The organism is Streptosporangiales bacterium (genome assembly GCA_009379955.1).
Classification (GTDB): domain Bacteria; phylum Actinomycetota; class Actinomycetes; order Streptosporangiales; family WHST01; genus WHST01.
In genome coordinates, this window is the sequence record WHST01000152.1 from 1 (window position 1) to 13,993 (window position 13,993).

General features: G+C 70.7%; 10 protein-coding genes. 7 read left to right on the plus strand and 3 right to left on the minus strand.

Going from position 1 to position 13,993, the window contains the following annotated elements; translation table 11 throughout:
* Nucleotides 1-426: 426 nt before the first annotated feature.
* Genes GEV10_29045 through GEV10_29070 form a run of 6 tightly spaced genes read left to right on the plus strand, consistent with a single transcriptional unit; the run spans nucleotide 427 to nucleotide 8,076 of the window.
* On the plus strand, nucleotides 427-1,791 hold the full coding sequence (locus tag GEV10_29045; GenBank protein ID MQA82462.1) for a hypothetical protein: 1,365 nt from the start codon (nucleotides 427-429) through the stop codon (nucleotides 1,789-1,791).
* Nucleotides 1,792-1,834: 43 nt separating this feature from the next.
* Nucleotides 1,835-3,403, plus strand: a complete 1,569-nt coding sequence (locus GEV10_29050; GenBank protein MQA82463.1) for a hypothetical protein — start codon at nucleotides 1,835-1,837, stop codon at nucleotides 3,401-3,403.
* Nucleotides 3,404-3,452: 49 nt separating this feature from the next.
* Nucleotides 3,453-4,751 (plus strand): O-antigen ligase domain-containing protein, encoded by a 1,299-nt coding sequence (locus GEV10_29055; protein ID MQA82464.1) that lies wholly within the window; start codon nucleotides 3,453-3,455, stop codon nucleotides 4,749-4,751.
* Complete coding sequence (locus tag GEV10_29060; GenBank protein MQA82465.1) at nucleotides 4,748-5,995, plus strand: glycosyltransferase; 1,248 nt, start codon at nucleotides 4,748-4,750, stop codon at nucleotides 5,993-5,995. The genes GEV10_29055 and GEV10_29060 overlap by 4 nt, the downstream gene beginning before the upstream one ends.
* Nucleotides 5,982-7,682 carry a right-handed parallel beta-helix repeat-containing protein gene (locus GEV10_29065; protein ID MQA82466.1) on the plus strand — a complete coding sequence of 567 codons (1,701 nt, stop codon included), beginning with the start codon at nucleotides 5,982-5,984 and terminating at the stop codon, nucleotides 7,680-7,682. Before GEV10_29060 ends, GEV10_29065 begins: the two co-directional genes overlap by 14 nt.
* Nucleotides 7,633-8,076: a hypothetical protein gene (locus GEV10_29070; protein MQA82467.1), complete on the plus strand. Its 444-nt coding sequence runs from the start codon at nucleotides 7,633-7,635 to the stop codon at nucleotides 8,074-8,076. The genes GEV10_29065 and GEV10_29070 overlap by 50 nt, the downstream gene beginning before the upstream one ends.
* A gap of 19 nt (nucleotides 8,077-8,095) precedes the next feature.
* Here GEV10_29070 and GEV10_29075 read toward each other — a convergent pair whose 3' ends face one another.
* The 3 genes from GEV10_29075 to GEV10_29085 form a co-directional block, all read right to left on the minus strand.
* Entirely contained in the window at nucleotides 8,096-8,659 is a 564-nt protein-coding gene (locus tag GEV10_29075) for a sigma-70 family RNA polymerase sigma factor (GenBank protein ID MQA82468.1), read from the minus strand.
* The gene (locus tag GEV10_29080) at nucleotides 8,659-10,332 is read right to left on the minus strand and encodes an exopolysaccharide biosynthesis polyprenyl glycosylphosphotransferase (GenBank protein MQA82469.1); all 1,674 of its coding nucleotides are present in this window, start codon (nucleotides 10,330-10,332) and stop codon (nucleotides 8,659-8,661) included. The genes GEV10_29075 and GEV10_29080 overlap by 1 nt, the downstream gene beginning before the upstream one ends.
* A 480-nt stretch (nucleotides 10,333-10,812) precedes the next feature.
* Nucleotides 10,813-11,565: a glycerophosphodiester phosphodiesterase gene (locus GEV10_29085; GenBank protein ID MQA82470.1), complete on the minus strand. Its 753-nt coding sequence runs from the start codon at nucleotides 11,563-11,565 to the stop codon at nucleotides 10,813-10,815.
* A 69-nt stretch (nucleotides 11,566-11,634) separates the two neighbouring features.
* Here GEV10_29085 and GEV10_29090 point away from each other — a divergent pair, with 69 nt between their 5' ends.
* Nucleotides 11,635-13,785, plus strand: a complete 2,151-nt coding sequence (locus GEV10_29090; protein ID MQA82471.1) for an alpha-galactosidase — start codon at nucleotides 11,635-11,637, stop codon at nucleotides 13,783-13,785.
* The last annotated feature ends 208 nt before the right edge of the window (nucleotides 13,786-13,993 follow it).

The window sequence follows — 13,993 nt, forward strand, 5'->3', positions numbered from 1 at the left end:
CCGACTGGCACACCAACCGACACACCGGCAACCACGCCCACCGCAAAGCCCGACTCACCCACCAACTCACCACCCTCGGCTACACCGTCACCCTCACCCAGGCAGCCACCTGACAGCCATTTTCGAATGAACGTGATCAAACGGTGCGGGCGGCGAGCCTATTGACGATTCAGGGCCAGACGTCGCCAGAGCAACGCCTGCCACTGACAACCCCGCGGAAGTCCCCGGAACCGCAACCCGTGAGCGGCACCCTCACCGTGCCAGGACACGGTCGGGGTGCCCCTCACGGGTGTGGTCGCCCGGGGTCACTGCGGTTGACGACTCGCCAGAGCCCCACGGCCAGTGCCACCGTGGCGGCGGCGGCCGAGCCCGCGGGGGCCACCGCAATCGGTCTCGGTGTATCAGCGCCGGGATCTCGGGCCTCTTATGAGGGTCGACGTCCGGCAAACGAACGGGGACCGGTGGGTGAGCGCACAGGAGCTTGACCTCAGCAGGTCGTGGGGAGTCCTACGTCGTCACCACTGGGCGGTGGCGGCTCTGTTCATGGTGGGCATGCTCGCCGGGCTCGTCGCGGCCATCGTCTTCCCCGCGATGCCCGAGGGCAAGGCGCTCGTCGTCCTGCCGCCGCCGGTCGTCTCGAACGACGACTCGGAGGACGGGCCGACGCAGGACATCGAGACCCAGGTTCTCATCGCGAACAGCGGGCCGGTGCTGCAGAGCGCGGGACAGAACGTCGAGCCCGCGCTCGACGTGAAGACCATGAAGGAGCGGGTCAAGGTCATCGCGGTCACCCAGGACATTCTGGAGATCCGTGCCAAGGGGACGTCTCCCGAGCAGGCGACGACCCTCGCCAACGCCGTCGCCGACACGTACGTCTTCTACGTCACCGACAGCAACGCGCAGCTGCCCGGTGACCTGGGCAAGAAGATCGGCGCTCGGGTGCTCGAACGCGCGACGACGACGAGCGGTGGCGACCCCTACATCCACCTGGCGATCTTCGGCCTCCTCGGGGCGCTGGGCGGGGGCCTGATCGGGTCCGCCGTCATCCTCGCCGTGACCAGGGGAGACCGGCGTCTCCGGTCGCGCGACGAGATCGCGGACGCCCTGGGGATCCCGGTGGTCGCGTCCATCTCCTCCCACCGGCCGAAGGACGCGGGTGGCTGGGCCGACCTTCTCGACCGCTACGAGCCGACCGCCGTCGACGCCTGGAGCCTGCGCAAGACGTTCCACCATCTCGGTGTCGACGCGAGGAGCGACGACTCCGTCTCCATGACCGTGGTGTCGTTCGCCGACGACGCCGGCGCCCTCGCGATCGGGCCGCAGCTGGCGGCGTTCGCCTCGTCCATCGGCATCGACACCGACCTCGTGGTCGACTCGCGGCACGAGGCGGTCGCCACGCTTGTCGCTTACGACCCGACGGCGCGCGTGTCCGCCGACGACGCCGAATCGGCGGAGAGCGACGACGGTGTCGCCGACCTGTCCGAGGGGCAGGGTGACCCGGTTGCGCTGCGCGTCCTCGTGGTGGTGGTCGACCGTGGCGCCCCTCGGCTCGGCGACTCGACCCCGGCGCACCTGACGCTCGTCGCCGTCTCGGCCGGCAAGGCCACGGCCGAGGAGCTTGCCCGGGTCGCGGTGGCGACGGCCGACGACGGGCGCGCGATCGACGGCCTCGTGGTCGCCGACCCGGACCCGACGGACCGCACGACCGGAGGCGGACCGCAGGCGCGCCGGCGTACCAGGAGCATCGCGCCGACGCCGCTGTCCGGCACGGCGAGGGGGTCGAGACGATGAGCGGGTGCGTGGAACTATGAGCGAAGCGTGGCGGCAGGACCGCGTGGAAGCGTCGGTCGCCGACGACATCGACCTGCTCGGGACGGATCGCGACGAGCGCCCCGTCGACTTCCCCCCCGAGGGTCTGGTGACGCTCAGGTATCTGTGGGATGCCGTGCGGCGACACGTGAGGCTGTGGGGGACCCTGGCCATCGCCGGCATCGTGCTCGGGCTCGTCGTCCCCGTCGTCCTCCCCTCGAACAGCGAGGCGTCGGTGAAGCTGCTGCTCGTCCACGAGATCGGCGAGGACCCGCTCGCGGCCATGGCCACGGACACGAGCCTCGCGACCACGAGGTCGGTCGCGCAGCGCGTGGTGAGCCACCTCTCCCTTTCCGAGACGCCGGACGACCTGCTGAAGCAGTACACCGCGGCGTCCCTGACCGACCGGGTGCTCGAGATCTCCGTGACGGCGCCGTCGGACGCGGAGGCGAGGAACCTCGCGTCCACGGTCGCCCGGACGTTCCTGCGGTTCCGGATGGAACAGGTGCGCGCGGAGCAGGAGCCGGTGCGGCAGCAGCTGGCCTCCGTGCGGTCCAGGATCGAGTCGCTGGTGGAGCGTCGCAGGCACACCGCGGACGAGACCGGGGACCAGGGCGAAGGCACGGACGACCCCACCATGCAGCGTGCGCAGGACCAGGCGGCGCAGCTGGAGCAGAAGCTCGAGGACCAGGAGCTGTCGGCGTCACTCATGAGCAGCAGTCGCATTCTCGATCCCGCCGCGCCCGTCGAGACCTCGAAGGTGATGACGTTCGGTATCAACGTCCTCACCGGACTGGTCGGCGGTCTCGTCGTGGGTGTCGGTTTCGTGGTGGTCAGGGCGCTGGTCTCCGACCGCCTGTGGCGTCGCCGGCAGGTCGCGGATGCGCTCGGTGCCGCCGTGACGCTGAGCCTCGGCCGGATCGGCCGGGACGGGCGACGCGCGCTGCCGTGGTCGAAGCGCCGCACCGAGGTGGAGGATCTCGACCGGACCGTACGCCACCTCGGCCGACAGGTGTCGAGCTCGCCTGCCATCCCGGCCACGCTCGGCATCGTGGCCGTCGACGACGTCACCGCGTGCACCTCGGTCGTCCGGGCCCTCACGGCATCGTTCGCGGCGGACGGCGAGAACGTGCTCGTCGCCGATCTCACCCGTTCCGGTGTCCTCGCGAAGGGCTTCGACGTCACGGTGCCTGGCACGGTCACGTCGGAGAACGCGGACGACACCTCCGGGAGCGTCGCTGTCCACCTCCCGGACGAAGGTGCGGGTCCGCCCCTGGGTCGGCTGGACCCGACCCTGCTGTCCGACGACGCCGACCTCGAGGCCGCCTGGACGGACGCCGACGTCGTCCTCGTCCTGGCGGAGCTCTCGCCCGCACTGGGCGGCGACCATCTCGCGTCGTGGTGCTCCGACGTCGTCGCCGTGGTGACGGCGGGACGCTCGACGGCCACGAAGCTCTACGCGGCCGGGGAGATGGTGCGCCTCGCCGGCGTGCGCCTCGACTCCGCGATCATGCTCGGCACCGACTCCACCGACGAGACCATCGGTCTCCCGAGCGAGGCGAGCGTACGGAGCACCGGCGTGCTCAGCGGTTGACGGACGTCGTCACGTCCCTGGTCGCCCCCGGCAGAGGAGGTGAAGAAGCATGACCACGACAGCGCAGGCGCGGACGAGCGTCGGTGTCGCCGGCCGGATGGACCCGCACGATGCCGTCGACAGGACCGAGCGGTCCCGGCTCCGGCGTGTCCAGTTCGCCTGGGCCCTCATGGTGCTCAACGTCCTCACCTTCTACGGCGAGGCCGCCCGGCTGATCCCCCTTCCCGACGTCGTCGGGACGATGGTGACGCAGTCGGCACTCCTCGGTGCTCTGCTGCTCGCGCTGAGCGCCAACCGTCCCGCCGCCGTGCGACCGAACGTCTTCCTGCTCCTGCTCACGCTCGTCCCCATCCACGCGCTGCTGATCAGCCTCCACGCCGAGTTCCTGCTCGGTGCGGTGTTCCGCTCCGGGCGGCTGGCTCTCTTCGTCGTCGTGCTCTGGCTGCTCACGCCGTGGTGGGACCGCGAGGACCGGCTGCTCGTCCGCACCCACCTCGTCGTCCTGTGGCTGATCCTCGGCACGGTCGTCGTCGGCCTGCTCGTCGCCCCGAGTCTGGCCATGACCGACAACCGACTCGCCGGTGTCGTCTGGCCCATCCCGTGGACCCAGGTCGGGCACTACTCGGCGGTCGTCGCCGGACTGTCACTCGTCCTCTGGCTGTCCGGCCTGATGACGCGGTACGTCGCCTTGCTCTCGATCGGCATCGCGGTGCCGATGCTGATCCTGACCCATACCAGGACGGCTCTCGTCGCCTTCGTCGCGGGAATCGTCATCGCCGGTCTGAGTCTCTTCACCGCGCGTGCCCGGGTGCGCAAGGCCTTCGCGGCCGGGCTCGTCCTGCTGTCGTTCGGTGCGATCACCGTGTCGTCCCTGGTGGCGACCTGGCTCGCCCGCGGTCAGGACTCCGACGAGGTCGGCCAGCTCACCGGGCGCACCCAGGTCTGGGAGGCCATCCTCGCCGAACCGCGCACGATGCTCGAGACGATCGTCGGGACCGGCCTGTCGAACAAGTCGTTCAACGGCCTGCCCATCGACAGCAACTGGTTGGCGACGTACCACGACCTCGGACTGCTCGGCGTCTGCGTCAACGCGGCGCTGCTGCTCTTCGTCTTCGTCGTCGCGGCCCTGCGCACCAAGGGTCCGCGGCGGGCGCTCGCCCTCTTCCTCGTCACGTACTGCTTCGTCGCCTCGTTCACCGAGACCGGGCTGAGTGACGCCTCGCCCTACCTGCTGGAGCTCACCCTGGCCGCCTCCCTCGTGGTGTCTCCCGTCGCGCGGCACCTGCCATCGGTCCTGCGACAGCGCCAGCTGCCTCCGGCGGTCTCGCGACAGCGAGGCCGGACATGAGGATCCTGCTGGTGCACAACAGGTACCGGTCGGCGGCGCCGAGCGGGGAGAACCGCGTCGTCGACCAGGAGCGCGCGGCGCTCTCCGCGCTCGGCCACGACGTCGAGCTGTTCGAGCGGCGCAGCGACGACATCGACGGCTGGTCCACGGCGCGCAAGGCGTCCGTGCCGGCACGCGTGGTGCGGAGCCCCGGCACCCGACGCGACCTGGCGGCGCACCTGCGCCGGTTCCGCCCCGACGTGGCGCACGTGCACAACACCTTCCCGCTGCTCAGCGCGTCGGTCCTGCACGCCTGCCGAGACGAGCACGTGCCCGTCGTCGCGACGCTGCACAACTACAAGCTGCTGTGCGCGAGCGGGGACTTCTTCCGCGCCGGCCAGGTCTGTCACGACTGTGCCGGCGGAGCGGTCCGCCCCGCACTGGTGCACGGGTGCTACCGCGGATCGGCGCTCGCGACGGTGCCGGTCACGGTGGGGACCGTCGCCAACAGGCGTGCGTGGCGCGGGCTGGTGTCCGCGTACATCTTCCTGTCCGAGGCGCAGCGCCTGCTGATGGCCGGGCTCGCGCTGGACGCCGAGCGCGTCTTCGTCAAGCCGAACTTCGTGCCGCGGCCCGACGTGACGCCGCCGCCCGTCAGACGGCGCGCGGTCGCGTACATCGGCCGTCTCGACGAGGCGAAGGGGGTGCCGCTGCTCCTCGACGGGTGGGACCGCTACCGCGCCCTCGCGGGCGACGACGCGATGCGGCTCGTCGTCGCGGGTGGCGGGCCGCTCGCGGATCGCGTCGCGCGGTGGGCAGCTGACCGGCCGTCGGTCGAGCTCGCCGGCCACCTCGACCGGCGCGCGTGCCAGGAGCTGCTCGCCGGCGTGCGGGCCGTGCTGCTCCCCTCCCAGTGGGAGGAGACGTTCGGTCTCGTCGTCGCCGAGGCGATGGCCGTCGGCACGCCGCCCGTCGCGGCGGCGCACGGCTCGTTCCCCGAGCTGGTCACGCCGGGCAGGGACGGCGCGCTGTTCGCTCCCGGCGACCCGGACGACCTGGCCAGGGTCGTCGCGGACGTGGACGCGTATCCCGAGCGCTACGAGTCGTACGGCGGGCGCGGTGCGACGACGTTCGCGGAGCGGTTCGACGTCCGGCACAACCTCGAGCGCCTGCTCGACATCTACCGGTACGCCGTGGCGAACCCCGTGTACGGGGCACCCCGCGCGGCGCCGGTCGTTCGGATGAGGAGCCATGGGTCGAGTTGACGAGCCGGCCGGCGAGGCCAGGCCGGAGCGACGTCCCCGCGCACGCGTGCAGTGGAGGCACCTGCGGACGGCCTCGGTCGCCGCTGTGCTCGTCGCGGTCGTCGGCGCCGCGATGGTCGTCTGGTTCGTGACGAGGTCCACCGAGTCGGCGACACCATCGACGCACGTCCCCTCCACCACGCGGGCGAGTGCGGCACCCGCCACGCCGCCCGCCCGGGTGTGCGGCGACAGCGCACTGCTCGACGGTCCGAGCTCCCCGCCTGCCGGTGCGGTGGCCGTCGGAACCTCGCAGGACCTCGGCAAGGTGACCAAGCGGCATCCCGGGAACACGACGTTCTGGCTCGCACCCGGTGTGCACCGGCTGGGGACCGAGTACTACGACCAGGTGCTTCCCAAGACCGGCAACACCTACATCGGGGCACCCGGCGCGGTACTCGACGGACAGAGGCGCAACAGGTTCGCGTTCGTCGGCTACGCCGAGAAGGTGACCATCAGGCACCTGACCGTCCAGAACTTCGGCTGGCGGGGGAGCAACAGCGACGAGGGCATCATCAACCACGACTCCGGTGCCGACTGGCTCGTCGAACGCAACACGGTGCAGTGGAACGCCGGCGCGGGAGTCATGCTGGGCAGCAGGAACACGTTGCGCACGAACTGCCTGCGTGAGAACGGGCAGTACGGGTTCAGCGCGTACCACCCCGAGAAGATCGTCGACGTCATCGTCGAGGACAACGAGATCGCCGACAACAACGTCGACGACTGGGAGCGGCGTCGGCCCGGGTGCGGATGCTCCGGTGGCGGGAAGTTCTGGATGGTGACCGACGCGGTCGTCAGCGGCAACTGGGTGCACGGCAACAAGAACGCCGGCCTGTGGATGGACACCAACAACGCCGGTTTCTCCATCGAACGCAACTACATCGCGGACAACGACGCCGAGGGCATCCTGTACGAGGCCAGCTACAACGCCGCGATCCGCGACAACACGTTGGTGCGCAACGGACGGGTGCGCGGGCCGCACAACGGCGCGTTCCCGACCGGCGCGATCTACGTGTCGGAGTCGGGAAGCGACCGCCGCGTGCGCACCGCCTTCGCCGACTCGTTCGAGATCACCGGCAACGTGTTCGAGGACAACTGGTCGGGAGTGATCCTCTGGGAGAACGCCGACAGGTTCGCCGGCTCGGACGCCAACCCGGGGATGAACATGAGCACACGGGTCAACCCGGACGTGACGGCCAGGAGCTGCAACAAGGACAACATCGCCAAGAAGCCGTACATCGACGACTGCCGGTGGAAGACGCAGAACGTCCGGGTGCACGGCAACGAGTTCACGTTCAGCCCACGTGCGGTCGGGAAGAACTGCGTCCTGACGAAGGGGTGCGGCTACAACGGGATGTTCGCCAACTGGGGCACCTTCCCCAAGTGGTCGCCGTACCAGCGCGACGCCGTGCAGGACCGGCTCGCGTACGAACAGGACAACCTGTTCTCCGCGAACACCTACGCAGGGCCCTGGTACTTCCTCGCCCACGGGCAGGGCAACCGGGTGAGCTGGGCGACCTGGCAGTCGGCACCGTACAGTCAGGACACGGACAGCGTCATCAAACCGGGCGCGGAGGTGGGACGCTGCGCGAGGGATGACCTTGCCGGGCAGCAGTGCCGTTCGTCGTCGCCACGACAGACGGGAGACTGAGATCCGCAGGCAGGCAGGTCACGCGCGAGTCGCCGGTCATCGTCTGTTCGACGACCGCGACCCGGAGGGCGACGTCCTCGACCTGACGTTCGACAGCCTGCTCGACGACCCCGGTGGCCTCACGAGCGATCTCCGCCGACTGCGGTTCGCCGGGCCGGGCCGGGCGGTGCAGGTGGACGTGCGCGGCATGCTGCACCTCGCCGTCACGGTGCGGGTCCAGCCCGCCGGCGCCTTGGACGGGGAGGTCTGGGTGCGCGACACCGAGGGCCGCTCGTCGCTCGCCGGTGTCTGTGGCTCCGGCTGGACCCCGGTGCGTGCCGGCCTCACCAGCTTCGCCGTCCGCTGGCCGGGCGGCGGACCGGCGCCGGCACGCACGGCCTGGCTCCGCCTCTGACTCGCGTTCGGGGTGACGCTCAGCGCGCGGCGAGCAGTGCGCGCAGCTTCGCCAGGCAGCGTCCGCGGATCGGGCCGATGCTGCCGATGGGCATGCCGAGGGTCGCCGAGATCTCCGCGTACGACATCGGCGGGTCGGCGCTACTGAGGCGGAGCAGCTCCTGCCAGCGGTCGGGAAGCGCCTGCATCGCCTCGCGTACGTCCCGCACCTTCTCGTCGGTCAGCAGGCGTTCGTCGACGCCGGGGTCGGTGCCAGCGACCGCCTCCATGCCGGCGTCGTCGTACGTGAGCAGCATGCGCTTGCGCAGCGCGATGACCCGCAGGCACTCGCGTCGCGCCGTCGTCGTGAGCCAGGCGGCGGTCCGCGTGGGATCGATGCGGTCGATGTGCTCCAGCAGGCGCAGCCAGGTGGTCTGCGCGACGTCGGAGGCGTCGCTGTCACTGAGCCGGAAGTCACGGGTCACCGCCCAGACCAGCCTCGCGTACTTGTCGACGAGGTGGTCCCATGCCGAGCGGTCGCCGTCACGGGCCTGCCGGACGAGGTCGGCAGGGTCGTGCGACCCGCTCGTACGCAAGGAGCCCATCAGTACGCACCCGACTTCCTCAGGACGGCGCCGAACGTTCGGCAGATGATCAGCAGGTCGAGGAGGAGCGACCAGCGCTCGACGTAGCGGATGTCGAGTCGTACGGCCTCCTCCCAGGCGAGGTCGGAACGTCCGCTGACCTGCCACAGGCCGGTGATGCCGGGCCGGACGGCGAACCGCCGGTGGACGTCGCGCTCGTACTGCGCGACCTCGCGTGGCAGCGGCGGACGGGGACCGACCAGGGACATGTGTCCGAGCAGGACGTTGACGAGCTGGGGCAGCTCGTCGAGGGAGTAGCGGCGGATGAAGCGGCCCACCGCGGTGACGCGCGGGTCGTCGCGCATCTTGAACAGCACGCCCCCGGTGTCGCTCATCTCGAGCATCCGGTCGAGCCGGTCCTCGGCGCCGACGTACATGCTCCGGAACTTGAGCATCGGGAACGCGTTGCCGTCGTAGCCGATCCGCACCTGCCGGAAGAAGACCGGACCGCGGTCGGTGAGCTTGATGGCGGCGGCGATGACGAGCATCACGGGGAGCAGGACGAGGAGGCCGAGAGCCGCTCCGGCGCGGTCGAAGCCCGTCTTCAGCATTCGGCGCCAGTGGGTCAGCTCGGTGTGCTCGACGTGGAGCAGCGGGAGGTCGGCCACCGGTCGTACCGTGACGCGCGGTCCCGCGACGTCGAGCAGCGCCGGCGCCACGAGCAGCTCGGTGTCGGTCTTCTCCAGCTCCCAGGCCAGTCGCCGCAGCGCGATCCCGTCGAGCTCGGGGCAGGCGAGCACGACGACCACGTCGGCGCCGGTCCGTTCGACGGCGGAGACGACGTCGTCGAAGTCACCGAGCACCGGGAGTGGGCAGTCCGCGATCTTGCCGCCGGACGCCGCGGCGTGCGCCTTCGGCAGGCACGCGCCGACGAGGTCGAGTCCGTGACGGGGGTTCGCCTGCAGGGTGCGGAAGAGCGTGGTGGTGCCGAGCTCGTAACCGACCGCGATCGCGCGGTGCATGCAGTCGCCGCGTAGGGCACGGCGCTTCTGCAGCTGTCGCCGCCAGGCGTACCGCATGCCGAGGGTCGCGAGCGTGACGGTCGGGATGCTCAGCAGGACCCAGCCTCGCGCGACCTCGATCTTGCCGGCGTACGACACCAGTGCGATGGCGACCATCAGCACGCCACCCGCGACGATGACCCTGCGGAACTCCTCGGTGCCGACGAACAGGAAGCGTGCCTCGTGCGCGCGGACGAGCGAGAGGAGGACGACCCAGACGAACGGGAAGACGAGGGTGCACAGGAGGTAGGCGACGGAGAAGCGGCTCGGGTCGCCGAACCGGATCGTGAACGCCATCGCCGCAGCGACCGCGCCGACGGCCAGGTCGGTGACGAGGATCCCCCGCCGGTACCTCGACTGCCAGTACGCGACGTGGCGGCGCAGCTGCTCGGCGGACCGGTCGGCGAGAACGCCGACCCCATCGGGATGGTTCGTGGCGCCTTCGAGTACGGACACCCCGGGCCCCCTCTCGAACCGGTGGGTCTTCGGCACAGCGCTCCCGACTCGTCGCCGACGGCGACGAGTGGGAGCTGTGCAGGTCTGGTGGGAGAGGGCCTTACCTTCGGTGATCCCCTGGCTCGGTCCCGCCACCGATTGGAATCTTTCACACGGGTCGCCGGCGTAAATCCGCATTCGCGGGAACGGTGTTTACTCCGACGGAGCGTCACTCAGGGCATCGAGATTGCGACCGCGCAACGAAAGGTGGATAGCTTTCCGTTATCGGCCGGTCGCAAAATGACGCCGCCGACGCTCGGGTCGCCGTTCGACCGCCTTGCGGTCGGAGTGACGTGACTGGCCTGCGAGTGCCGTGATGTCCCTGCGTGTGCGAGTGTGCGCAGAAGTGAGTGTTGCATCGCCCCGGCGTCGAACGGTCACGCCTGGTGCGTGTTGAATATGTGACCACTCGATGGATCTTCTATGACCACAGGGCTAATATGTATTTCGGGACTTTGGTCCCGGGTGCGTGCGGATAACTGCGAAAAGCAACGCAACTGCCGCGTCGAGGTACCTACGGTGACGGGCGAGCTCGAAGGGACCGGAAGTGTCAAAGACCGCACCGAGCCGGACGCCATGTGCTACAGAGGTCGGACCCGCGGGACGTACCTGTCTCCCTCAGCCGCGCAGGGCGGCCAGCGCGCCGGGGATGTCGTCGACGGTGATGGCGTCGACGCCCGCGGCCACGTACGGGTCGAGGTCCGCCGGCGCCGGCGACCAGACACCCAGCTCGAGGCCGCACTCGCGGGCGATGGCGACGACGTCCGCCGGGTCGCGCCGGCTCGGCAGCGTCACCGGGTCGTAGGTCGTCGTGTGGGCCATCAGCACCCGCGCGCCGAGGTGGCGCGCAGACGCCACGGCCATGTCGAGCGGGTAGGCCATCCACGTGATGTAGCCGAGCGGGATACCCGGCACGCGCTCCCTGATGGTCGTCAGGCTGACGGGGTCGAACGACGTCGCCAGCAGCGGGCGCCTGTCACGTTCCCTTTCCAGGACGGGGCAGAGGAGCGCTGCGGGTGTGCGGTCGGGGTGGACGAGGGCGTCCTCGGCCGACGGCTTGACCTCGATGTCGAGACCGACCGTCACCGGTACCGCCTCGATCGCCTCGTCGAGCGTGATGATGCCCAGCGCGCCGAGCTCCGCCGCCGTGTGCTCGACGACGAGCGTGCCGTCGGACCACGCCGGGTCGTGCAGCACCACCAGCTCGTCGTCGGCCGTCCGACGTGCGTCGATCTCGATCCAGTCGACGCCGGCCTCGGCGGCCGCGCGCAGCGACTCGACGGTGTTCTCCGTCGGCCGCCCCTCGGCGTTCTTGCCGAAGCCCCGGTGACCGATGACCGCAGGCCGCTCGTGGAAGAGGCGATTGTCCATCTGCCCACCCTATGAAAGCCTGCTCGTCCGGACGTGCCCACCCGGCGCCGGCGAGGGGATGGACGACACGTGGCCGACGCTCGGTTCGACGTCGAGAGGGGGCTCCTCCTCCTCACCACCGCCGGGACGAGCTACGTCGCCGCGCTCACCGATGCCTACGGTCCCCCGGACACCCTGGTCGGTGCGTACACCGGGCCGGTCGTCGGGCTCGACGCCGCCGACGACATCGCGCGGCTCGACCGGCGGCCGCCACCTCGGGGCCGGGGCTTCGAGTCCGAGCTCGACGGGCGCGAGGAGTACCCGGTGGCCGGGGGAGTCCGGTTCGGGCTGCCCGCCCTGTCGGTGACGTTCGGCGGCGGCGTCCGCGCGGTCGAGTGGCGGTTCCGCGGGCACCGCGAGCACGCCTCGGACGGCTCGCACACGGTCGAGCTCGACTTCGCCGACCGCACGTTCCCGCTCGCCGTCACGCTGGCGTACCGCGTCCACGACGACAGCGACGTCGTCGAGCGCTGGACGGCAGTCACGCACACTGCAGCCGGCGGCGAGCCGGTCGACCTGCACCGGCTCGACTCCGCCGCGTACCGCGTGCCGCATCTCGCGGACTACCGACTGAGCCATCTCGTCGGACGCTGGGGCGCGGAGACGCAACTGCGCCGCACCGCGCTGCCGATCGGCGAGACCGTGCTGACCAGCCGGCACGGGGTGAGCAGCCACCACGCCAACCCGTGGTACGCGATCGACGACGGCACCGCGACCGAGGACAGCGGAGTCGTGTACTCCGGCGCGCTGGCGTGGAGCGGGTCGTGGCGGATCGCGGTGCAGCGGCTGCCCAGTGGGCGCGTGCAGGTGCTCGGCGGGTTCGGCCACGAGGGCTTCGGCCCGTACCGCCTCGCCCCCGGCGAGACGCTCACCACGCCGGTCTTCGCGAGCCTGTACTCCGCCGGCGGCTTCGGCGCGGCGAGCCGCGCCTGGCACGCGTACACGCTCGCCCACGTGCTGCCGCGCGCCGACGAGGTGCGTCCCGTGCTGTACAACTCGTGGGAGGCCACCCTCTTCGACGTGAACCAGGCCAACCAGGAGGCGCTCGCCGAGCGCGCCGCCCGGCTCGGCGCGGAGCTGTTCGTCGTCGACGACGGCTGGTTCGGCGCGCGCACCAGCGACCGCGCCGGCCTCGGCGACTGGACCGTCAACACCGGCAGGTTCCCCGACGGGCTCGGCCCGCTCATCGCGCGGGTGCGCGCGCTCGGCATGGACTTCGGCATCTGGGTCGAGCCGGAGATGGTCAACCCCGACAGCGACCTCTACCGCGCCCACCCGGACTGGGTGTACCACTTCCCCGACCGCACCCGTCACGAGATGCGCCACCAGCTCGTACTCAACCTGGCGCGGCCGGACGTCGCCGAGTGGATGTACGAGCAGCTGCACACCTTGCTCTCCGACCACGACATCAGCTTCGTCAAGTGGGACATGAACCGGCCGTTCACCGAGGCGGGCTGGCCGGACGAGGGGCGTAACCCCGACCGGCTGTGGCTCGACCACGTCCATCACCTGCACACCGTCCTCGACCGGCTGCGCGCGGCGCATCCGGAGGTCGCGTTCGAGTCGTGCTCGGGCGGCGGCGGGCGCGTCGACCTCGGCATCCTCGGGCGTACCGACCAGGTGTGGACGTCCGACAACACCGACGGGAGCGACCGCCTCGTCATCCAGCACGGGTTCAGCCAGCTCTACCCCGCGCGGGTGATGACCTGCTGGGTCACCGACGTGCCCAACTTCCTGACCAGCCGCTCGGTGTCGCTGCGGTACCGCTTCCACGCCGCCATGTGCGGGGTGCTGGGCATCGGTGGTGACCTGGCGCAGTGGACCGACGCCGACCTCGCCGAGGCGGCCGACCTCGTCGACACGTACAAGCGGATCCGTCCCGTCGTCCAGCACGGACGCCAGTACCGGCTGAGCCCGCCGGAGTCCGGGCTCACCGTCGTGCAGTACGTCTCGGCGGCCGGCGACGAGGCTGTTGTCTTCGGGTTCCTCGAGACCGGCCGGTTCGGCGAGCGTCCCGCGCCGGTCCGCCTCGCCGGCCTCGACCCGGCCGCGCGCTACGTCGTCGTCGACGGCGACGACCAGGTGCTCTCCGGCGCGGCGCTGCTGCACCACGGCCTGCCCCTCGACCTCGCCGGCACGCACGCGAGCGAGCTGGTCCACCTGGTCGCCGTGCCCGGCTGAGGCACGCCGGTGCGTGCTTCACCTCACGAAGGTGGACTTCACCTCGTCCCTGCACGAGGTGAAGTCGGCGTTGATCACGTCAACCACTGGGGGACCCTGGCGGGCCATCCCCTACGGGTGAAAAGTAGGGGGTGGCCCGCGGTGTCCCTGGCGACGGCGTGATCACAACGGTGCGGTAGAGCCCGCACGTCAACCTGCCGCTGGGGTC